A 20,981-nucleotide genomic window follows, 5' to 3' on the forward strand; every position below is an offset into this window, starting at 1 on the left:
ATGGCGGCCCCGGTCAACCGCAACCGCCGCCGCGTGGGCGATGGGGTGCGCACGCGGGCGGCGCTTCTCACCTTGGTGCTCGCCACCACGGCGGTGGCCCTCATCGCGCCGCTGGCGGTCATCTTCTCCGAGGCGTTCGCGCGCGGCTTTTCAGCCTATGCCGAGGCGCTGGCGCGGCCGGATACGCTGCACGCCGTCGGCCTCACGATCATCACCGCGCTGGTCTGCGTGCCGGTGAACGTCGGCTTCGGTATCGCTGCCGCCTGGGCGGTGACCAAGTTCAGCTTCCCCGGCCGCAACCTGCTGCTGGCGGTGGTGGAGCTGCCTTTCTCCATCTCGCCCATCGTGGCCGGCGTGGCCTTCCTGTTCGTCTTCGGTGGGCAGGGGTTGTTCGGGCCATTCCTGCAGGCCCACGACATCAAGATCATATTTGCGCTGCCGGCCATCATTCTCGCCAGCCTGTTCGTCACTGCGCCGTTCGTGGTGCGCGAGCTGGCGCCGCTGATGATGGCGCAGGGGCGCGACGAGGAAGAGGCGGCGGTGAGCCTGGGCGCCAACGGCTTCGACGTGCTGCGCCTCGTCACCCTGCCCAACGTGCGCTTCGCCCTGCTCTATGGCGCGGCCTTGTGCAACGCGCGGGTGATGGGCGAGTTCGGCGCGGTCTCGGTGGTGTCGGGCAACATTCGCGGGCAGACCTCGACCCTGGCTCTGCAGATCGAGCTTTTGTACCAGGACAGCCACGTCGTCGCCGCCTTCGCCGCCGCGACGGTTCTGGCCGGCGTGGCGCTGTTCACACTGGTGGCGAAATATCTCATCGAGCGCGCTGAGCGCTCGCGCGAAGAGCGGGTCCCGGCCAGGCGGCCGGGGCACTGACACACGCGTCGTGCGAACCGGGCCTGCCCGAATTCACCTGCCCGAATTCAGCCGCGCGGGGCCGGCAGGCCGAGGGCGGTGGAGGAGGGCTGCTGAGCCGGCGCGACCCGCTTCAACTCGCGCTTGGCTTCGCGCGCCGCGCGGCGGAAGCGGCCCTGCCGGGCCCACACCACGATGCCGCCGGCCAGCACGCCCACGATCAGCGCGGCGAACACCAGCGCGAACAGGGGCAGCGTCACCGACAGCGCGGGCGCATCCGGCGAGAACGGGTCGAGGGACAGGGTGACGTTCTTGCGGTTCGCCACGGCGAGGGCCACCGCGACGATGGAGAGCGGCAGGCCGATGAGGATGGAGAGGATGCGGGCCACGGGCGCCTACTTTCCGGTGTTGAGACGCTCGCGCATCTCTTTTCCGGTCTTGAAGTAAGGAACGGTCTTCTCGCTCACGTCCACCTGCTTGCCGGTGCGCGGGTTGCGGCCGACGCGGGCGTCGCGCTTCTTCACCGAGAAGGCGCCGAAGCCGCGCAGCTCCACCCGGTCGCCACGCTCGAGGGCGGAGGCCACCTGCTCCAGGATGGCGTTGACGATGTTCTCCACATCCCGCTGGTAGAGGTGCGGGTTGGCCTCGGCGATCTTCTGGACGAGTTCGGACTTGATCATGATGGCCGCATGTCCCTTGAGAACGATCCGCTGGGTTTGGCGGAAAGGCCGCCTTCCGGCGACGGATTGCCGCGTTTAATGCAGGAGCCTCAAGCCCTTGTCACCCGTCGCTCCGAGGGTGCCAGAGGGCCAGTAGACCGTCAAGCTGGGCGCGCTCCAGCGCGCCGCGGGCGGTCTGGGTGAGGAACTCGGCGGCCTGGGGGAAGCCCAGCGCCGCCACAGTGCCGCGCGCGGCGCCGAGCAGCCAGCCGAACTCGGAATCCACCTCCCGTGTGCGCCAGCTGCGGACCCTGAGATTTTCCGGCACGCCCTTCTCGCGGGCGAGCCAGGCCCGGGCGGTGCGCTCGTCGCCCAGTTCATCCACCAGTTGAAGGTCGAGGCCCTGGTGGCCGGTGAAGACGCGCCCGTCCGTCACCGTGGCGAGCTTGTCGTCGGACATCTTGCGCCGCTCGCTCACCAGGCCCTTGAACCAGGCGTAGCTGTCCTTCACCAGCGATTCCACCGCCGCCCGCGCTTCCGGCGTGGTGGGGGTGTAGGGATTGGGCGAGGCCTTGAGCGGGGAGGACTTGATGTCCTCCATGGCCACGCCCACGGTCTTCAGCAGCTCGGTGACGTTGGGATACTGGTAGATCACCCCCACCGAGCCCACCAGCGCGTTGCGCCGGGCCACGATGTGGTCGGCGCCCAGCGCCGCGATGTAGGCCCCCGATGCGGCGATGCCTTCCACCACCGCGACCACCGGCTTCTTTTCGGCGAGGCGACGCAGGGCGTCGAACAATTGCTCGGAGCCGGTGACCGTGCCGCCGGGGCTGTCGATGGACAAGATCACCGCCCGCGCCCGCGAGCGGCCGATCTCCTCCAGCAGTTCGACCCGCGCACGGTCGTTGCGGATGATGCCGCCGATGGTCACCCGCGCCACATGGGGCGATGAGGCCGAGACGCCGTCGCCCGCCACGGAGGCCACCCCCACCGCGAGGGCGGCGACGGCGGCGAGCACGCCGAGGGTGCGCCAGAAAGTAACCTTCCGCCGCAGGCGGCGGCGTTCGACGATCTGGTCCGCGTCGAGCGACATGACTCAGCTCCTTCAGGGCACACCGGCCGCCGCAGGCGGACAAGACCGATGGGCCGCACTTAAGCAGGTGGCCCGGGGTTGGCAAGGCACTCGTGGTCAAGGTGTCCCCCGGAGCCACGGGCGGAACCCGGCATTCGGCAAGCGGTTCCCGCGGCGTCCCGTCCCGTCACCGTGGCCGGAGCGTTCACCAGCGGTCGCTGGCCGGCGCGCCGCGCCATTCGGCCACGCGCCGCCCGGTGGCGGGGGACATATCCTCCGGCAGGGCATCGGGTGCAAAGAACTCGGCCGCAACGATCTCCAGGTTGCGCTCCGGCCGGGGGCCGACGATGAGCCCGGACGTGCGGTACAGCACCACATGGTCGCGCCCACCCACGCGGGGATTGAAGAAGACACCGGCCAGGGCGAGCGGCCCGTCGGCCTCCACATTGGCCTCTTCCTTCAGCTCGCGCCGTGCCGCCGCCTCCGCGCTCTCGCCCACATCGACGCCGCCGCCCGGCAGGTGCCAGCCCGCCACATAGGAATGCCGCACCAGCAGCACCCGCTCCGCATCGTCCACGGCGAGCACGCGCACCCCGAGCGTCATGCCGTGGCGCAGGCGCCGGAGGAAGTGGAACAGCGGAAGCATGATCCAAGCATAGCCGAAGCCGGCTCAGTGCGCCTCGCGATTCGCGCGCGGCATGCGGGGTACGCGCGGGGCCTATCCGGCCGCGACCGCCCGGGCCGCCAGTTCTGCCGCCTCGATGGCCTCGGCGCGCTGGAAGGCGGGGCGGGCGGTGCAGCGCGCCACATAGGCGGCCATCCGCGGCGTGGGCGTGACCACCTTGAGCAGGTGAATGGCGTACCACAGGTCCATGGCCAGCATGATGTCGGCGGCGGTAAAGGCTTCGCCCAGCAGATAGGGGCCGTCCTTCAGCGCCTCGTCCACCACCTCCATCACAAGGTCGAAGCTGCCCCAGCCGGCGGCGCTCTTGGGCAGCTCGATGCCTTTCATCTTTTGCAGGAAGGCCGGCTCCATGCAGCCGGCGGAAAAGAACATCCAGTGGAGGTAGCGCGCCCGCAGTGGATCGCCCACTGGCGGGGCAAGATGGGCCGCTGGCACCTGTTCCGCCACATAGGCGCAGATGGCGCCGCTCTCGGCGAGATGGGCATCGCCATCGCTCAGCGCCGGCACCTTGCCCATGGGATTGATGCGGCGGAAGGCTGGATCGTCCTGCGCCCCCGTGCGGATATCCACCAGCTCCCGCTCATAGGGCGCGCCGGCCTCCTCCATCAGCCAGAGGATGCGGAAGGCCCGGGTGTGTGGCGCCCAATAGAGTTTCATGCTGCTCCTCCGCTAGTGCTGGACAGGAACATATAGGGAACAATTGGGGGCGTCGAGTCGGTTTTGGGGCCTTGCGATCCCGGCTCAGGCATGGATAATACCAGAACGGCCTGGGGTGCCACGCATCATGCGCGGCTGAGATCACACCCATCGAACCTGTCTGGGTCATTCCAGCGTAGGGAGACGCCGATGAGCGCCAGCTTGTCGACCTTTACGTCCAGTTCTTCTTCAGCCGGCTCGAGAGCCACTGGTCCGGCATCTGCGCGCCCGCGCGTCGCCATCGCTGGCGGCGGGGTCATCGGCCTCGCCCTCGCATGGCGGCTCGCCGAGGCGGGCTGCCCCGTGGATGTCTTCGAGGCGGGGGAAACCGGCCAGGGCGCGAGCCGCGCTGCCGCCGGCATGCTCGCCGCCTGCGCCGAGGCCGAGCCGGGGGAGGAGGGCCTCCTCGCCCTCAACCGTGCCAGCCAGGTCCTGTGGCCCGCATTTGCCGCGGAGCTGGAGCAGGCGGCCGGTTCGCCCGTGGACCTGCGCACCGAAGGCACGCTCACCATCGCCCTCACCGCCGACGATCTTGCGCGGCTGCGGCACCTGTTCGCCCTCCAGCAGTCCCTCGGCCTGCCGGTGGAATGGCTCACGGCGGCGCAGGTGCGGCGGCGCGAGCCCTATCTCTCGCCCAAGCTTGCCGGCGGCATCCTGACCCTTGAGGACCATCAGGTGGACAACCGCAAGGTGGCTGCCGCGCTCAAGGTGGCGGCGCTGAAGGCCGGCGTGAATATCCACGAGCACACGCCCGTCTCGCGGGTGGAGACTGTCGGCGGCCGCGTCACCGGCCTGGTGGCAGGCGACGCGGTTCACCCCGCCGACGTGGTGGTGCTGGCCGCCGGGGCCTGGAGCCGGGGCATCGACATCGCCCCCGCCACGCCGCTGCCGGTGCGGCCCATCAAGGGCCAGATGCTGGCGCTGCGCATGGACCCCGCCGCCCCCATCCTCTCCCATGTGCTGTGGGCGCCGGGCGCCTATCTGGTGCCGCGCCACGATGGCCGCCTCATCATCGGCGCCACCACTGAGGAGAAGGGCTTCGATACCGACCTCACCGCCGGCGGACAGCTCGCGCTGCTCACCAATGCGTGGCGTGCCCTGCCGACCCTGGAGGAGTTGACCATTATCGAGCAATGGGTCGGCTTCCGGCCCGGCAGCCGGGACGATGCCCCCATCCTCGGCCCGAGCGAGGAGGTGGACGGCCTCATCTATGCCACCGGCCACCACCGCAACGGCATCCTGCTCTTGCCGGTCACTACGCAAGTCATCGCCGATTATGTCCTGTCGGGCCGCATGGCGGACGTGGCGGTCCCCTTCGGCGCGGCGCGCTTTGCCCCGCGCGCGGCTGCGGAGTGAGCGCGATGACGCTCGCCCTGAAGGTGAACGGAGCGCCCGAGGACCATCAGGCGGCGACGGTCGCCGACCTGCTGCGCTCCAAGGGGCTCGACCCTGAGCGCAAGGGCATCGCGGTGGCGGTGAACGGCGCCGTGGTGCCGCGCCGCACCTGGGGCGAGGCGGCGCTTGCCGCCGGTGACGCGGTGGAGATCATCGAGGCCAAGCAAGGTGGCTGAGCAGGGCGGCTGACCGCCGCGACCGCCCGGCCATAACAACAGGCGTCGCCCGACGACGCCGGGACGAAACTCCAAGAGGCGCCCCATGGCGGCGCCGGGAAGCATCACCATGAGCGCCGTCTCCCAGTCTCCCAACGACCCGCTCGTCATCGCCGGGCGCGCGTTCTCCTCGCGCCTGTTCCTCGGCACGGCGGGGTATCCCAACCAGAAGGTGTTTCTCGATGCGCTGGAGGCGTCGGGGTCTGAGATGGCCACCGCCTCCATCCGCCGCATCAGCCTCGCCGGCTATGAGGAGAGCCTGACCGACCTGCTCTCCGGCCGCGTCCATATCCTGCCCAACACCGCCGGTTGCCAGACCGCCAAGGACGCCGTGCTCACAGCAGAGCTTGCCCGCGAGGCGCTGGAGACGGACTGGGTGAAGCTGGAGGTCATCGGCGACCGCGAGCTGCTCTATCCCAATGTGGAGGAGCTGCTGAAGGCCACCGAGGAACTGGTGTCGCGGGGCTTCGTGGTGCTGCCCTATTGCAATGATGATCCCGTCACCTGCCAGAAGCTGGCCGATCTCGGCGCCGCCACGGTGATGCCGCTGGGCTCCATGATCGGCACCGGGCTCGGCATCGCCAACCCGCACATGATCGAGCTGATCTGCGCCCGCTCGCCGGTGCCGGTGGTGCTGGATGCCGGCATCGGCACCGCCTCCGACGCGGCTTTGGCCATGGAGCTGGGCTGCTCCGCCGTGCTGCTCAACACGGCGGTGTCGAAGGCGCACGATCCGGTGCGCATGGCCACCGCCTTCCGCTACGCCGTGGAGGGCGGCCGCCTCGCCCGCCTGTCGGGCCGCATTCCGAAGAAGCTGCATGCGGAGGCGTCCAGCCCCGAGTTCGGGCTGGTGGGGAGCTGAGCGCCGCGTGCTGCCCGAGCCGCCGCTGCTGCTGATCACCGCCCGCGCGCTGGCGCGGAGGGATCTCGCGCAGGTGGCGGTGGAGGCCTGCGCCGGCGGATGCCGCTGGATCAGCCTTCGGGAAAAGGACCTGCCGGCGGTGGAGCAGATCGCCCTGTTCGCGCACCTTCGGGAGGCGACACACGCCTTCCGTCCCCGCCTGACGCTCCACGGCCCGGCTGAACTGGCGCGCGCCGCCGGGGCGGACGGGGTGCACCTGTCCGGTGGCGGGCATGCGGGAGACGCACGGGCGCTGCTGGGTCCGGATGCGCTGGTGGGGCTCTCCATCCACACTTTGGCCGAGGCGGAATCTGCCGACCGGGCCAGCCTCGACTACATCACCGCGAGCCCCGTCTTTCTCACCGCGTCCAAGCCCGGCTATGGCCCGGCGCTGGGGATGGCGGGACTGGCGGCCTTCGCTGCCGCCTCTCCGGTTCCGGTGATCGCCCTTGCGGGCATCGCGCCCGCCAATGCCCGCTCTTGCCGCGACGCCGGCGCCGCGGGGCTCGCCGTCATGGGCTCGGTGATGGGGGCGGAGGATCCGGCTGCGGAGTTTTCGGCCCTCCTGGCAGCGTGGCGCGGAAAGGCCCCCAAGAGCGAGTCCGATCCCGATGCGGCCTTGCATGCGCGGGCCAAAAGCTGAACCTTGCCCGAAACGGGGGAGGCGGGCATGGGGCAGCGATCGGGGCAGGATTCAGTGCGGGGACCGGCGGATGTGATCGTGGTCGGCGCCGGCCCGGTGGGGCTCACGCTGGCGGCGGAGCTGGCGCGCCACGGGGTGCGCTGTCGCGTCCTGGAGAAGGCCGCCGCACCGTCCATCTATTGCCGCGCGCTGGGCGTCACGCCCCGGACCCTGGAAGTCTATGAGGACATGGGCGTCGTCCGCGCCATGATCGACGCCGGCCTGTGGTTCGAGGGGCTCTGCCTAGCGGTGGACGGGGCGCCGGCGCGGACCATCGCCCCCGACCTGTCGGACCTGCCTTACGGCATGATCGGTATCCCTCAGCCGGTGACCGAGCGCATCCTCACCGAGCATCTTGTGGGCTTCGGCATTGAAGTGGAGCGGGGCGTCGCGGTGAACGGCCTCGTGCAGGCGGGGGAGAAGGTGCGGCTCGACCTCGTCGGGCCGGACGGGCGGGAGGATTTCGCCCATGCCCGCTTCGTGGTGGGGTGTGATGGCGCCCACAGCTTCGTGCGCCATGCCCTCGGCATCCCGTTCGAGGGCGATGCCTTTCCCTATCCCTTCATGCTGGGCGACGTGCATCTTGCCTTCCCGGGCGACCTGAAGCCGGCGCGCGGCATCGCCCTGCGCCTCATGCGCCTGCGCGAGGATACGGCGCCGGACCTGTTCATCGCCATCCCGCTGCCGGAGCACGGGCGCTACCGGGTCTCCATGCTGGCGCCGGAGAGCCTGGCCACTGCGGGATCGGGCGAGGCCCACGGCATCCAGTCCGAGCGGCCGGGGCCGTCGCTGGCAGACCTCCAGGCGGTGGCCGATCGCATCGCGCCGGGGCAGATCGTCGTCGGCGACCTGCGCTGGTCGTCCCAGTTCCGCATCTCCATGCGGCTGGCGGCGCGCTATCGCGAAGGCCAGGTGTTCCTGGCGGGGGATGCCTGCCACATCCATCCGCCCACCGGCGGGCAGGGGATGAACACCGGCATCCAGGATGCCTACAACCTCGCCTGGAAGCTGGCGCTGGTGATGCGGGGCAGGGCGCCCGCCGCGCTGCTCGACAGCTACGAAGCCGAGCGCCGGCCGGTGGCGCAGGACGTGATCGCCCGCACCGTCGCCGAAAGCGTCAATATCGGCGCTTCCGGTGGCGCCCGCGACCGGCTCGCCGACACCCAGATCCGGGTGTCCTATGCCGGCCTTGCCGGCGCGGCGGTGGCGGGCGGCGCGGCCGCGCCCGAAGGGCTCCCCGGCGACCGGCTCCCGGTGGCTGGCGACCGGGCGCCGGATGCCGCGGGCCTCAGGCGGCGGGGTGTGGGTGCGCCGCTCAGGATGTTCGATCTCCTGCGCGGCACGGATTTCGTGGCCGTCGTCGCTCTCGACGGGACGCCCGCCGCCCTCGCGGCCACGGAGGCCCTTGGCGCGGAACTGGCCGGAAGCAGCGTGCCGGTCCGGGTGGTCGCGGTAGCTCCGGCGGGGGCCGACCTTTCCGATCCCTATGGGGTGAGCCTTATAGCGGACGAGGCGGGGGGCTTTGCCGCCGCCTACGGGCTCGGCGCGGGCGAGGCGGTGCTGGTGCGTCCGGACGGCTATCTTGCCTGGCGGGGTAATGCGGCGGAGGCGGGCGCCGCCCTGCGGCAGGCGGTGGGAGCGGGGTAGGTTAACGCAAAGGCGTCTGGTGCCATTTCGGGCTGGAACGAAGCGTATCTGGCTTCAGGCCAAGATTTCGAGCGTGATTTGCCGGCGAAATGGCACCAGCACCATTTCCATTCGCACCTCTCGTGCTCTAGCTTTCGCAGACCGATGGAATTCGGATGTCGTAAGGGGGAAACGCCATGGCCGTTACACGTCGTACTTTGCTCGCGGGCCTCGTCTCGTGCCCGGTCTGCGCCAGTGCCGCGCACGCGGCCGGAGCGCACTGGACGTATGAGGGCCACGGCGGCCCGCAGGAATGGGGGTCGCTGGAAAGCAGCTTCCAGGCCTGCGCGGTGGGAAGCCAGCAGTCGCCCATCAATCTGGAAGGGGCCGTGCAGGCCGCCGGAGACGGGCCGACGCTGGCCTGGAAGCCCGACGCCTTCAAGATCGTCAACAACGGCCACACCATCCAGGCCGACGTGGTGGGGGATGCGGGAACGGCCACCATGGGCGGCAAGACCTACACCCTGCGCCAGTTCCACTTCCACGCGCCGAGCGAGCATGCCCTGAACGGGGAGCGCACGGCCATGGAGGCGCATTTCGTCCATGACGTGCCCGGAGGCGGCCTGCTCGTGGTGGGGGTGTTCCTGAAGCCGGGCGCGCCCAATGCCGGCTTCTCGGAGCTGATGGCGAGCGCACCGCGTGCCGAGGGCGCCGCCCCGCTCAAGGCGCCGCTCGATCCCACGGCATTGCTGCCGGCGCAGCGGGCCACCTATCGCTACGAGGGCTCGCTGACCACGCCGCCGTGCTCGGAGGTGGTGGACTGGAACGTCTTCGCCGAACCCATCACGGTTGGGGAGGCTGACATCGCCGCCTTCCGCGCCATCTTCCCCATGAACGCCCGGCCGCTCCAGGCCGTGAACAGGCGCTTCCTGCTGCGGCTCAACTGATAGCGATGGCGGGTGAGCTTCTCTCCCCCGCCATCGGTCAAGCCCGCGTGGGCGTTTGAGCGTAACCCACTTGGCGTCGGTCCAAGATCGAGGCCGATGGTCTACCCCTCTGCCGGAAGAATTGCGGCGTAACGGTATATGACGCCAACGGCCGTCGGACGTCCGACCGCTCCAACGCAAAAAAGGGCCGGCGCAGTGCGCCGGCCCTTTCCGTTTCTGCCGATCGCAAGGATGCGATCAGTCTTCCTTGGCCTCTTCCTTCTCGTCGGCATCGCCGCCGGCGGCACGCTGCTTGAGCGCGGCGCCGAGGATGTCACCGAGCGAAGCGCCCGAATCCTGCGAGCCGTAGGTGGCCACGGCCTCCTTCTCCTCAGCGATCTCGAGCGCCTTGACGGAGACCTGCACCTTGCGCGCCTTGCGGTCGAACAGGGTGACGCGGGCATCCAGCTTGTCGCCCACCGAGAAGCGCTCGGGGCGCTGGTCGTTGCGCTCGCGGGCCAGTTCCGACCGCTTGATGAAGGCGGAGAGATCGGTGCCGGTGAGCTTCACCTCGATGCCGCCGTCCTTCACGTCGGTGACTTCGCAGGTGACGATGGCACCCTTCTTCACCTCGCCGGCCTCGGCGAAGGGATCGCCGGCAAGCTGCTTGATGCCGAGGGAGATGCGCTCCTTCTCGACGTCCACGTCGAGCACCACGGCCTTGACCATGTCGCCCTTGCGGTATTCGTCGATCACCTGCTCGCCCGGACGGTTCCAGTCGAGGTCGGAGAGGTGGACCATGCCGTCCACATCGCCGTCGAGGCCGAGGAACAGGCCGAACTCGGTCTTGTTCTTGACCTCGCCTTCCACCACCGCGCCGGGGGCATACTTCTCGGCGAAGGCCTCCCAGGGGTTCTGGAGGGTCTGCTTGAGACCGAGCGAGATGCGGCGCTTGGCGCTGTCCACTTCCAGCACCTGGACCTCGACCTCCTGGGAGGTGGAGACGATCTTGCCGGGGTGGACGTTCTTCTTGGTCCACGACATTTCGGAGACGTGGATCAGGCCTTCGATGCCCGGCTCCAGTTCCACGAACGCGCCGTAGTCGGTGATGTTGGTGACGCGACCCTTGAAGCGGGCCTCCACCGGATACTTGGCCTCGATGCCCTCCCAGGGATCGCCCAGAAGCTGCTTCATGCCGAGCGAGATGCGGTGGGTCTCGTGGTTGATCTTGATGATCTTGACCTTGACCGTCTGGCCGATGTTGAGCACCTCGGTGGGGTGGTTCACGCGGCGCCAGGCGATGTCGGTGACGTGCAGCAGGCCGTCGATGCCGCCGAGGTCAACGAACGCACCGTAGTCGGTGATGTTCTTCACCACGCCGTCGATGGCCTGGCCTTCCTCGAGGTTCTGGACCAGCTCGTGGCGCTGCTCGGCGCGGGTCTCTTCCAGCACGGTGCGGCGGGAGACCACGATGTTGCCGCGGCGGCGGTCCATCTTGAGGATCTGGAACGGCTGCTGGTTGTGCATCAGCGGGCCGACGTCGCGGATCGGGCGGATGTCCACCTGGGAGCGCGGCAGGAAGGCCACGGCGCCGTCGAGATCGACGGTGAAGCCGCCCTTCACCTGGTTGAAGATCACGCCGAAGACCTTCTCGTTGGCGGTGAACGCCTTCTCGAGCTTGATCCAGCTTTCCTCACGGCGCGCCTTGTCGCGAGAGAGGACGGCTTCGCCCATGGCGTTCTCGACGCGCTCGAGATAGACCTCGACCTCGTCGCCCACCTGGATGGGGTTCTCGCGGCCGGGGCCGGCGAATTCGCGCAGCGCCACGCGGCCTTCGGTCTTCAGACCGATGTCGATGATCGCCAGATCTTTCTCGATGGCGACCACGATGCCCTTGACGACGGCACCTTCCTGCATGTCGGCGCGGCCGAAGCTCTCGTCGAGTAGGGCGGCGAAATCTTCACGGGTGGTTTCTACGGCGGACATTCACGCTCCAGACTTCTTGCGCCGGCATCTCGCGTTGCGAGGTCCGAACCGCTCGGGTGTCCGTCTTTCCATGAGGAAGGACGAACGGCCGCCGGCAAAGCGGCGGGCCGGCGCATGAGCCGGGCGGTACGGACGATGAATTGGGTGTCGCGCTGTGCGCTCAGCGAAAGCCAGGGCGGGCTGCCTCCGACGATCAGGGCCGCGTATCCCGCGTACCCCTGCCCGCCCGGGCAGCTTCCTGCTTTTGAAGGAGCGCAGCCTCGGACCGGCGCTGAGATAGTCCAAAAGCCCCTTCAACGCAAGGGCTGGTACCGGATGGAGCGCGCTGGAGCGCCTGAGCGGTAATCCCGCGCCGGATCGACCTCGCCGTCTCCCCTTTCCCACCCGCGGGGGCAGTTGGGAAGGGGAGGATCCCGATCCGTCTCAGGGATTGGGAAGGATCAGTCCCGGCGTGCCGACAAGGCGGCGCCGGGAGAGGCGTGTCCAGCCGCAGCCACATGCTCGGCCGGTGCCGCTTCGGCCCGGACCACCAGCACGGGAATGGTCGAATGGGTGAGCACCTTGGTGGTCTGGCTGCCGAGAACCAGGGCGGAGAAGCCCCGCCGGCCGTGGGAGGCCATGACGATGAGATCGCACTTTTCGCGCTCGGCGGTGGCGATGATGGCCTCAAACGGGTGGTCGTTCTCCACGTGAACCGTCGCAGCCTCCACGCCGCTCGCCGCGGCCTTCTCTGCCGCCGCGCCGAGGATGCGATCGGCGCGATGCTGCATGGTGCGGCGGTAGATGTCTTCCGTATCGGCGATCTGCTCCGCCTCGGTGGTGAGCAGGTGGAACGGCTCGCTGGCGGTGATGAGGACGAGGCGGGCGTGGAGCGCTGCGGCCAGGTCCACAGCCTGGGTGACGGCGAGATCGGAAAGGGCCGAGCCGTCGGTGGCGACGAGGATGTTCTTGTACATCGTCTTCTCCCCCTTTCGGGAGACGCGATGATAGCAAAGGTCGGATCGGCCGCGGCTTGAGGTTGATCAACTCGGCGGGAGCGGGCGTGCTTTGACGCAGCATCTCTGCGCCCCGCCTCACTCGGAGATGATCTTCACCTTCTCGCCGTACTTGAGCTTGGCTGCCGCATCGAGCCCGTTGAGGATCAGGAAGCGCTCCATGGGCCGGTCCGGCACCTGCATGCGGTTGGCCACCTTCTCCAGGTTGTCGCCCAGCCCGGCGGTGACGATGCGCACCCGCAGCGGCTTCACCGTCTCCGCCTCGCCGGAGGAGACTCGGCGGAAGGTGTCGGCGGCGGCGCGGAACTGCTTGTCCAGCTCCGGGGTCAGCTCCCGCGCCGCAAAGATGAGGCGGTAGACATCCGATCCGAAGCGGATGGCGAACATGCGGAACGACCATTGGTCGCCGCGGGCGATGGCGGTGGCGGCGGTAAATCCGTTCACGGTGAGGCTTTCCACCGTGTTGATCTCCACCCCTTCGACCCAGCCGGAGGACAGATACTGCGCCAGGGACTGGTCCGGGGCGACCCGCACCGCGTCGAGGCGCAGCGCCTCCCGCCCGGTCTGGGTGGCGCCCAGCACCGCCTGGGAGGTGTTCTCCAGGGAGAAGCCCTCGGGCGCGGTGAAGGTGAAGCCCAGCTTGGGATGGAAGAACTTGCGCCCGCGCACGAAGCCTTCCTTGGGATCATCGCCATAGACCATGCCGTCGATGGCGGAGAAATAGGCGTTGCGGTCGCGCTCGCCGTCGCCCTGGGGGGCGCCGTTGGCATATTGCCGGGCATTGGCGATGGCGATGGAGATGCGCTCGGGCGTGGCCGGATGAGAGGACAGGAAGTCCATGTCCGGCGTGGTGGAGGACGAGCCGGAAAAGGCCGCGCTCTTCAGGTCGCCGAACCGGCCCATGTCGGTGAGGAAGCGCGAGGCGCCGTAGGGATCAAAGCCCGCGCGCGCGGCGATGCCCACCCCGATGGCGTCCGCCTCCAACTCCTGCCCGCGCGAGAACGAGGCGAGCGTCCGCCGGCTCTTCTGCATGGCCAGAGCCCCGAGGTCGGGATCGTTGACCACGTCGGAGATGACGCGGCTGACCAGCACCGCCTGCTTCACCTGGTCCTCGCGGATGGTGGCGTGGCGGGCGATGACATGGGCCATCTCGTGGGCCAGCACCGAGGACAGCTCGGACGTGTCGTTGGCGAGCGAGAGCAGGCCGCGGGTGACGTAGAGGGAGCCGTCCGGCAAGGCGAAGGCGTTGATGGCCGGCGAGTTGAGCACGGTGACGCGATATTTCAGGTCGGGCCGCTCGGAGGCGGCGACCAGGCGCTCCACCACCTGCTGGATCAGGGCTTTCAGCTCGGGATCGTTGTAGGCGCCGCCATAGCTTGCCACCAGGCGCTCATGCTCGCGGCGCTGGTTGGGCGACATGTCGGCGTATTCGGACGCCGAGGCGGGCGAGGTCAAAGGCACGCTCGCCTGGTCGAGGTCGAGGCCGGCGCAGGCCGACAGCCACAGCGGGAACAGCAGCGGCAGCGCGCGGGCGAAGGTGCCCCAATGGCGCATGCCCCAACGGCATGTGGCGCGCCCGGACGCGGGCTGCGTCGCCCGCTCCGTCTTGCCGCCTGGCCGCTGTTGACTCACATCCCGCACCGAAACCTCATGCAACTGTGTCACTCGCCGCCGCGCTTTCCGCGCGCTGCCCGCGCCTGCGCGCCGGCCAGAAGGGCGATCTCGCCCGGCCGCCGCAGCATGATGGCAGGCCCCCCTTCCGCGCGTACCACGCCGCGCACCCGCACCAGGGTGCCGCGCAACATGGCTGGTTCAAGGCTATCGCCCATGATTGTGGCGAAATCCTCCCTTTCCATCATCGCAGTGAAATCTTGCCGCCAGCTTGACCCGAAATTGATAAAAATCCGATCCCGCGTTCCACCGGCTGCGAGCACACGCCCCTCTGCTACGGTGAACAGGCCGGAGCGGATGGCCATGGCCTCCTCGTCGGCGGCAGGCGCCACCGCCGTTGGCTCGGCCCAGATGCCGCGCCGGGCCGTCCGGGCCTGCGTCTCGGCCGCAAGCCGCTGGGCGAGGCATCCTTCATCCTGTGCCGTGGGCTGGGCATAGCCGGCGCCTGCGCGCAGCAGTGCCGTGGCGAGGTCTTCCTCCGCCGGCTCGTTTCGCGCCGGACAGGCCACCCAGCCGGCCGCCGACAAACGGCCGTGTCGGTCGGTGCGCCCGGCGGCGGGCCGCACAAGGCAGGAGGCGAGGGCGGCGCGCGCCGCGCGTTCGGCCGCGCGGGGCAGCGCCGCATCGCTCGCGAGCCGCGAGGGCAGGGCGATGCCTTCCGGTACCAGCCGCCGCCCGTCGGAGAGGATGAGGGCGCCCGCATCGGACCAATCGGCCGCAAGGCCGGAAACGCCTTCCAGGCGGTCCTGCTCCGCCGGCACACAGACGGCGTCCGACGCGGTTGGCTCCGCTCCGGTGGCGGCGCCCGCGAGGGCGATCGCGGTTGCGGCGATGGCGAGAAGACCCGTCCCCACGCGGCGCAAACCCCATTCCCGCTTTGCGTCCGGTGCCTGCGCGCGGCTGCGGGCGAAGCGGGTGTCGTGGGTGCGCAGGTGCATGCCAAGACGATAGCCGATAGGGGCGGGCGCATGAAGGCACCCGCGATCAACTCTGCTTACACCCCCTTTCCACCGGCCCCTGTCCACCCCCCGTCCGACGCCCTTTCCTCCTGCCGCGGCTCGTTCTAGAAGGAGGCTGTGTCCCGGTAGCTCAGCAGGATAGAGCAGCGGTTTCCTAAACCGCAGGTCAGGGGTTCGAATCCCTTCCGGGACACCAGTTTGCCATCCAGAGGCGTCTCGTAACGTCTGAAGCCCCCTTTAAAATCAGAGCTGTGAGCCGGCTCGGACTCCCATCGCCGTCCGCCGGTTGCAGGTGGGAGCATCGGGGAGGCGGGGCGCGTCGCGCTTCAATCCGCCGGCGTTGCCTCGGGCACGCTCGCGCTGGTGGCAGCGTTGGGATCGCCGGGTTCGGTTTCCCAGGCGAGGCCGGGAATGGCCACGATGCGCCGGCCCTGGCTGTCGAGCCGGCACACGATCACCTGGCGCTCCTCCATATAGGCCAGAAGCCGCCGCGCCCGGCCGGGGGAGCGGCTGCCGTAGGCGCGGGCCACGTCGGCGTCGGAGGGGCAGGTGCGGTGGTCGAACGCGGCGCGGGCAAGGGAGAGGAACACGCCCTGCATGTCCTCCGGCAGGGTACCGGCCATGGCCAGAACCTCGGCCCAAGGGGAATCCTCGGCTTCCGCCTCGGCGGCATCGATGCCCGCATGGGCCACCGCCAGCCGGCGGCGGAAGGCCGACAGGCTGAGGGCCTCCCCGCCGATCCTGCGAATCCGGCAGCGCACCAGGAAGTCCTGGTAGAGCACCGAGATGGTGCGAAAGCCGGCGTCGCGCTCGCTCAGGATCTCGCGCAGCGCCGAATCGATGGCGGCCTGGCGCTGCTCGGGCGAGAGGGTGGGCGCCTGCGGCGCGGCCGGCGGGGGCGGGGCCGGAGGGCCGCTGCGCGCGAGTTGGGCCAGCACGTCCGCCGTGGGCGCCACCGCCGGCGGACGGCGCGGCACCAGCGGGCGGACCTCGTCGGCGCCGGGCATGAAGATCAGGTCGTGGGCGTCCTCGGCGGCGGCGGGCTCCGGCAGCGGCACCAGCTTGGGGCTGGTGGAGCGCGCGGAGGTCTCCACCGGGCCGATGTGGATCGGCAGTGGCCGACGCGCCAAGGCTGGCCCGAGGGCGATGAAATGGCCGCTCTGCAGATCGCGGAACATCTCGGCCTGGCGCCGCTCCATGCCCAGCAAGTCGGCGGCACGGGCCATGTCGATGTCGAGGAAGGTGCGGCCCATGAGGAAGTTGGAGGCCTCAGCCGCCACGTTCTTGGCAAGCTTGGCGAGGCGCTGGGTGGCGATGACCCCGGCAAGGCCGCGCTTGCGGCCGCGGGACATGAGATTGGTCATGGCGCCCAGCGACACCTTGCGGGCCTCGTCCGACACCTCGCCCGCGGCGGTGGGGGCGAACAATTGGGCTTCGTCCACCACCACCAGAACCGGGTACCAGACATCGCGATCGGCATCGAACAGGCCGCCCAGGAAGGCGGCGGCGGCGCGCATCTGCTGCTCGGCGTCGAGCCCTTCCAGGTTGAGCACCACCGAGACCCGGTGCTGGCGCACCCGGGCGGCGATACGCTGGAGGTCTGCCTCGCCGCGCTGGGCGTCCACCACCACATGGCCGTAGCGATCCGCCAAGGTGACGAAATCGCCCTCCGGGTCGATGATCGCCTGCTGCACCCAGGGCGCGCTCTGCTCCAGCAGCCGGCGCAGCAGGTGCGACTTGCCGGAGCCGGAATTGCCCTGCACCAGCAGGCGCGTGGCCAGCAGTTCCTCCAGGTCCAGCACGGCCGTGTCCCCGCCCGCGCGGGTACCGAGGTCGATGGATACCTTGGCGGGCGCCGTCATCGCGGCGACCGCCCTGCGGGGAGGGCGCAAAACGTCATGGGGGCACTCATATCAATTCGCGCCGCCGGTTCAACCGCGCGGCGCGGGGAGCAGGGGGGCGGCTGTCGCCGGGCTGGCCTGTACCGCCGGGTGTTTGTCGCGAAATGTCAACGAAAATAGGGAGTTGAGGTTGGGTCGCGATCATTGCGTCCGTGTCCTCTGCGCGGGGGGCGTCAGATCGGAGCGGCCATGCGTGTCCGATCGTGTTCCGATAACTGAGGCCTGCCGCGTCGAAGCAAGTGGCGCGCCCGCCCACGGCCAGACGATCCACCGGCCGCTGGCTTCAAACATGCATGCACGCACCGACGGTCCAGTGGCCGCGAACCCTTTCGGACAAAACGGGGCGCGGCGCCGGCTCATGCATGGAAGCACGTGGCATGACGGACAAAGAGCAATGGGTCGTCTGGAACGGCTCCCTGGGTGTCCTCGATACGGTGACCATCGGTCTGGTCGAGCAGGGCGCGGGCGGGCGGACTGCCTGTCTCGCCCCGCCCTATGGCGTCGTTGGCCCGTTCAGCCTGGATGAGCTGGAAACGAAGGGCCGGATCGCCTTCGGCGAGTGCCTCGTCATGTCGCGGGCGAGGTGGCAGCAGGATCAGGTGGAGCTGCGCATCGAGGCGCGGAAGAAGCGCCAGGCCTTCCTGTCCCGGCTGAATGTCGATGACGACGACAAGGAGCACCGCGAGGCCCTGGACCTGCCCACGGAGGGTGCGCTCAAGCCGTCGGAGATCAATGCCGCCTTCCGGCGCCTGGCCAAGAGCGCGCACCCGGACGCCGGCGGCAGCGACGAGCGGTATCGGCGCATCGCCGAGGCACGGGACGCGCTGCTCGACCAGTTCGCCGGCGCCTCATAAGCCTGGGGCATAGGCATTCAAGGAGAGGGGGCACGCTTTCCCTTCAATGGACCGACCCATTGGGGTAAGGGCAGACTGGCCGTCGATCCGCCCTGCAGGCGCGGTATCCTCCGCCCGGCGGCAGTGCCGGGCAGGAGTGGTCTCCACGCATGACACCGCCACCTTCCAGCGAAATTGCATCTCGATACCGTCAAAAATCTGCTTTGCGCACCTGACTCAAGGTTAGAGGCGGATTTCCACTGCGTTTGATTCAGCATGAGCTGTTCCTGCACTAGGCGCGCCGCGGCGCGTTCGCCTACATTGGCCACCTCTGCCATCCCCGCCTGCTGCATTGGCCCTCGGTTACCTCAGCCCGGCCCGGATGGAAGGAAGAGCGGCTTCGCCCCGACCACGCGTTCGGGGGAAGACCGAGCGGGGGGGGAAATGACCGGACGTTCCTGGGCGCCGCATGGCGCCATAAGCCTTGTGTGCCTGACAGCGCTGTTTGCGCCGCGCGTGGCCGAGGCGGCCGACCTGCCGGTCAAGGCCCAGGCCGCGGAGAATGTGAAGGTCTGCGCGGCCTACGGCCCCGGATTTTACTACATTCCCGGCACGGACACCTGCCTCAGGGTCGGCGGGTGGGCCCGCATGGACACCTACATGAACGTCGCCGCGATCTTCTCGCAGGGCTCGGCGTTCGGCGGGCCGGGATATTCGCCGTTCGCCTTTCCTTTCCGGGATAAGCATGACGCCGATTACTTCACCCAGGGGCGCGGTGTCGCGGAAATCGATGCGCGGACGCAGACCGATTATGGCACGTTGCGCTCCTATTTCCGTGGCGGCGCCGAATGGGATTCCCAGACCGGCCCCGGCAACGGCCCCGGCCCCGCCCTCTATGTGGAGCGCGCCTTCATCCAGTTCGGGGGGCTGACGTTCGGCTATACCCAGTCGTTCTTCGACACCGGCATCGGCTATTCCATCGCGACCCTGTTCGCGGGCTCGAACACGTGGAACACCACGGCGGCCTACACGGCCGAGTTCGGCAACGGCTTCTCCGCCTCGCTCGCCGTGGAGGATGCGGCCAACCGCACCACCGGCGTCCAGGCGACGGGCGTGAGCATCACCGGCGTGACCTCGCCGTCCGACTTTCCGTTCGTGAGCGGCGGCACCGGCGCCCCCTTGCTCTATTCCAACTACCAGGCTGGCCAGCAAACGCCTGACATCGTCGCCAACCTGCGGGCCGAGGGGTCGTGGGGGATGGTGCAACTGGCCGGGGCGCTGCACCAGGTGGAGGCGATGCCCCCCGCCTATCTCGGCGCGGCGTTCATCGGCAGTTCCAGCACCGGCCAGTGGGGCTATGCGCTGGGCGCCTATAGCGAAATCAAGCTGCCCTTCATCGCCGCGGGCGACAGCCTTTACCTCCAGGCCAACTATTCCCTTGGCGCCCTCAATTATGCCGGCCTTGCCGCCGGCAACCAGAACCGGCTGCAGGCCATCGGCTTTGTTCCGCTCAACAGCGTCGGCCTCATGAGCGGCGCCTATTATCCCCTCGCCGACGCCGTGATGGGTCCGGACGGATCCTACGAGATGGTCGGCGCCTGGGCGATCCAGGGCCAGTTCCGGCATTTCTGGGTGCCGCAGGTGCGCTCCGCCGTGTTCGGCGGCTATGTCAGCGTGGATGTGCCGACCAATGTGGTGGGGGCGGCGAGCTTCGCCATGTGGCAGGCGGGCGTGAACACCTTCTGGTCGCCGGTGCGCAATCTCGATATCGGCGCGGAGGTGGTCTACACCGCCGTCGACGGCAGCCGGCCGCTGGGCATCGCCAGCGCTGTCTCGGCCAGCGGCGGCGTCATCCCCACCCTGGTGGGCGGATCGGCCAATGCGGTTTCCGGCGCGGTGCGAATCCAGCGCAACTTCTGAGAGATCCTAACTGCGCCGTCACAGGCGGCGCAGGCTCACCTCCGCCACCTCGTGCTCGCCGGTCTTGCGCAGGATGAGGTCGGCGCGCTGGCGGGTGGGCAGCACATTGTCCATGAGGTTGGGCAGATTGATGCCGCGCCAGATGGACAGGGCGGTGGCGCGGGCCTGGTCTTCCGTAAGCTGCGAGTAGCGGTGGAAGTAGGACAAAGGGTCCTTGAAGGCGGTGGCCCGCAGCCGCATGAAGCGCTCCACGTACCAGCGCTCGATCACGTCCTCGTCGCCGTCGATATAGACCGAGAAGTCGAAGAAGTCGGAGACGAAGGGAATGGCCTTGCCGTCCTTCGGCGGGCGGGTGGTCTGCAGCACGTTGAGGCCTTCGACGATCAGGATGTCCGGCCGGTCGATCTCCACATACTGGTCGGGCATCACATCGTAGAAGAAGTGCGAATAGAGCGGCGCGCGCACCGGCCGCCGGCCCGCCTTGATGTCGGTGAGGAAGCGCAGCAGCAGCGGCAGGTCGTAGCTCTCGGGGAAGCCCTTCTTGTCCATCAGCCCCTCGCGCTCGAGGATGGCGTTGGGCAGGAGGAAGCCGTCGGTGGTGACGAGATCCACCTTGGGCGTGTTGGGCCAGCGCGCCAGAAGCGCCTGGAGCACGCGGGCGGTGGTTGACTTGCCCACCGCCACCGATCCGGCCACCCCGATGATGTAGGGCATCTTGCCGTCCCCGTTCGCCTCGCTGTCGCGTTGGTCGAGGAAGTGGCTCATGGCGCGGAAGAGCTTTTGAGTTGCCGCAACGTAAAGCGATAGCAACCGCGACAGCGGGAGGTAGATCTCCTCTACCTCCTGCATGGAGAGGTGGACGCCGAGACCCTCCAGCCGGGTGATCTCGTCCGGGCGCAGGGTCATGGGCGTGTCGCGCCTCAGCGCGGCCCATTCGGCGCGCGAGAAGGTGCGGTAGGGCGAGAGGCCAGGGTCGAGCCGTCGATCCATCTTGTGCCTCGTGCTCT

20 protein-coding genes, 1 tRNA gene and 1 riboswitch are annotated in these 20,981 nt (G+C 69.1%); of the genes, 10 read left to right on the plus strand and 11 right to left on the minus strand.

Going from position 1 to position 20,981, the window contains the following annotated elements:
* The gene (gene cysW / locus FZ033_RS10115; RefSeq protein ID WP_149576010.1) at nucleotides 1-873 is read left to right on the plus strand and encodes a sulfate ABC transporter permease subunit CysW; all 873 of its coding nucleotides are present in this window, start codon (nucleotides 1-3) and stop codon (nucleotides 871-873) included.
* A 47-nt stretch (nucleotides 874-920) separates the two neighbouring features.
* Here the strand turns inward: cysW and FZ033_RS10120 are convergent, their stop codons facing one another.
* The 5 genes from FZ033_RS10120 to FZ033_RS10140 all read right to left on the minus strand — a co-directional run bounded on the left by FZ033_RS10120 (nucleotide 921) and on the right by FZ033_RS10140 (nucleotide 3,925).
* A complete protein-coding gene (locus tag FZ033_RS10120; protein WP_149576011.1) occupies nucleotides 921-1,241 on the minus strand; it encodes a lipopolysaccharide assembly protein LapA domain-containing protein in 321 nt (106 codons plus the stop codon).
* Nucleotides 1,242-1,247: 6 nt separating this feature from the next.
* Nucleotides 1,248-1,532, minus strand: coding sequence for an integration host factor subunit beta (gene ihfB, locus FZ033_RS10125; protein WP_012114247.1), 285 nt, complete (start codon nucleotides 1,530-1,532; stop codon nucleotides 1,248-1,250).
* A gap of 100 nt (nucleotides 1,533-1,632) precedes the next feature.
* Complete coding sequence (sppA, locus tag FZ033_RS10130; protein WP_149576012.1) at nucleotides 1,633-2,604, minus strand: signal peptide peptidase SppA; 972 nt, start codon at nucleotides 2,602-2,604, stop codon at nucleotides 1,633-1,635.
* A gap of 184 nt (nucleotides 2,605-2,788) precedes the next feature.
* Nucleotides 2,789-3,229 carry an NUDIX domain-containing protein gene (locus FZ033_RS10135; protein WP_149576013.1) on the minus strand — a complete coding sequence of 147 codons (441 nt, stop codon included), beginning with the start codon at nucleotides 3,227-3,229 and terminating at the stop codon, nucleotides 2,789-2,791.
* Nucleotides 3,230-3,301: 72 nt separating this feature from the next.
* Nucleotides 3,302-3,925: a glutathione S-transferase family protein gene (locus FZ033_RS10140; RefSeq protein WP_149576014.1), complete on the minus strand. Its 624-nt coding sequence runs from the start codon at nucleotides 3,923-3,925 to the stop codon at nucleotides 3,302-3,304.
* A 101-nt stretch (nucleotides 3,926-4,026) separates the two neighbouring features.
* Nucleotides 4,027-4,126, plus strand: a riboswitch (TPP riboswitch).
* Between FZ033_RS10140 and thiO the strand changes: the two genes are divergently transcribed.
* From thiO to FZ033_RS10170, 6 genes are all read left to right on the plus strand, one after another.
* On the plus strand, nucleotides 4,115-5,320 hold the full coding sequence (gene thiO, locus FZ033_RS10145) for a glycine oxidase ThiO (protein WP_188079412.1): 1,206 nt from the start codon (nucleotides 4,115-4,117) through the stop codon (nucleotides 5,318-5,320). It overlaps the preceding riboswitch by 12 nt.
* A 5-nt stretch (nucleotides 5,321-5,325) precedes the next feature.
* Nucleotides 5,326-5,535: a sulfur carrier protein ThiS gene (gene thiS, locus FZ033_RS10150; protein ID WP_149576015.1), complete on the plus strand. Its 210-nt coding sequence runs from the start codon at nucleotides 5,326-5,328 to the stop codon at nucleotides 5,533-5,535.
* 85 nt (nucleotides 5,536-5,620) lie between these two features.
* Nucleotides 5,621-6,436 (plus strand): thiazole synthase, encoded by an 816-nt coding sequence (thiG, locus tag FZ033_RS10155; RefSeq protein ID WP_408068476.1) that lies wholly within the window; start codon nucleotides 5,621-5,623, stop codon nucleotides 6,434-6,436.
* A gap of 7 nt (nucleotides 6,437-6,443) precedes the next feature.
* Nucleotides 6,444-7,118, plus strand: coding sequence for a thiamine phosphate synthase (locus tag FZ033_RS10160; RefSeq protein WP_232847419.1), 675 nt, complete (start codon nucleotides 6,444-6,446; stop codon nucleotides 7,116-7,118).
* Between the two features lie 27 nt (nucleotides 7,119-7,145).
* Nucleotides 7,146-8,804, plus strand: coding sequence for an FAD-dependent monooxygenase (locus FZ033_RS10165; protein ID WP_149576017.1), 1,659 nt, complete (start codon nucleotides 7,146-7,148; stop codon nucleotides 8,802-8,804).
* A 176-nt stretch (nucleotides 8,805-8,980) separates the two neighbouring features.
* Nucleotides 8,981-9,730 (plus strand): carbonic anhydrase, encoded by a 750-nt coding sequence (locus tag FZ033_RS10170; RefSeq protein WP_149576018.1) that lies wholly within the window; start codon nucleotides 8,981-8,983, stop codon nucleotides 9,728-9,730.
* Nucleotides 9,731-9,967: 237 nt separating this feature from the next.
* Here the strand turns inward: FZ033_RS10170 and rpsA are convergent, their stop codons facing one another.
* From rpsA to FZ033_RS10190, 4 genes are all read right to left on the minus strand, one after another.
* On the minus strand, nucleotides 9,968-11,695 hold the full coding sequence (rpsA, locus tag FZ033_RS10175; RefSeq protein ID WP_149576019.1) for a 30S ribosomal protein S1: 1,728 nt from the start codon (nucleotides 11,693-11,695) through the stop codon (nucleotides 9,968-9,970).
* 440 nt (nucleotides 11,696-12,135) lie between these two features.
* Nucleotides 12,136-12,651 carry a universal stress protein gene (locus FZ033_RS10180; RefSeq protein WP_149576020.1) on the minus strand — a complete coding sequence of 172 codons (516 nt, stop codon included), beginning with the start codon at nucleotides 12,649-12,651 and terminating at the stop codon, nucleotides 12,136-12,138.
* 117 nt (nucleotides 12,652-12,768) lie between these two features.
* Complete coding sequence (locus tag FZ033_RS10185; RefSeq protein ID WP_149576021.1) at nucleotides 12,769-14,244, minus strand: M48 family metalloprotease; 1,476 nt, start codon at nucleotides 14,242-14,244, stop codon at nucleotides 12,769-12,771.
* 107 nt (nucleotides 14,245-14,351) lie between these two features.
* Nucleotides 14,352-15,299 (minus strand): hypothetical protein, encoded by a 948-nt coding sequence (locus FZ033_RS10190; protein ID WP_149576022.1) that lies wholly within the window; start codon nucleotides 15,297-15,299, stop codon nucleotides 14,352-14,354.
* Between the two features lie 140 nt (nucleotides 15,300-15,439).
* Here FZ033_RS10190 and FZ033_RS10195 point away from each other — a divergent pair.
* Nucleotides 15,440-15,516 (plus strand) — tRNA-Arg (locus FZ033_RS10195).
* Nucleotides 15,517-15,646: 130 nt separating this feature from the next.
* Here the strand turns inward: FZ033_RS10195 and FZ033_RS10200 are convergent.
* Nucleotides 15,647-17,182 (minus strand): ATP-binding protein, encoded by a 1,536-nt coding sequence (locus tag FZ033_RS10200; protein ID WP_149576023.1) that lies wholly within the window; start codon nucleotides 17,180-17,182, stop codon nucleotides 15,647-15,649.
* Between the two features lie 416 nt (nucleotides 17,183-17,598).
* On the opposite strand from FZ033_RS10200, the gene FZ033_RS10205 reads away from it, so the two are divergent.
* On the plus strand, nucleotides 17,599-18,075 hold the full coding sequence (locus FZ033_RS10205; RefSeq protein ID WP_149576024.1) for a J domain-containing protein: 477 nt from the start codon (nucleotides 17,599-17,601) through the stop codon (nucleotides 18,073-18,075).
* A 423-nt stretch (nucleotides 18,076-18,498) separates the two neighbouring features.
* Nucleotides 18,499-19,974: a porin gene (locus FZ033_RS10210; protein ID WP_149576025.1), complete on the plus strand. Its 1,476-nt coding sequence runs from the start codon at nucleotides 18,499-18,501 to the stop codon at nucleotides 19,972-19,974.
* Nucleotides 19,975-19,992: 18 nt separating this feature from the next.
* Here the strand turns inward: FZ033_RS10210 and coaA are convergent, their stop codons facing one another.
* A complete protein-coding gene (coaA, locus tag FZ033_RS10215; RefSeq protein ID WP_149576026.1) occupies nucleotides 19,993-20,964 on the minus strand; it encodes a type I pantothenate kinase in 972 nt (323 codons plus the stop codon).
* Nucleotides 20,965-20,981: the final 17 nt, after the last annotated feature.

The sequence above is a fragment of the Xanthobacter oligotrophicus genome, from assembly GCF_008364685.1.
In the GTDB taxonomy this organism is placed as follows: domain Bacteria; phylum Pseudomonadota; class Alphaproteobacteria; order Rhizobiales; family Xanthobacteraceae; genus Xanthobacter; species Xanthobacter oligotrophicus.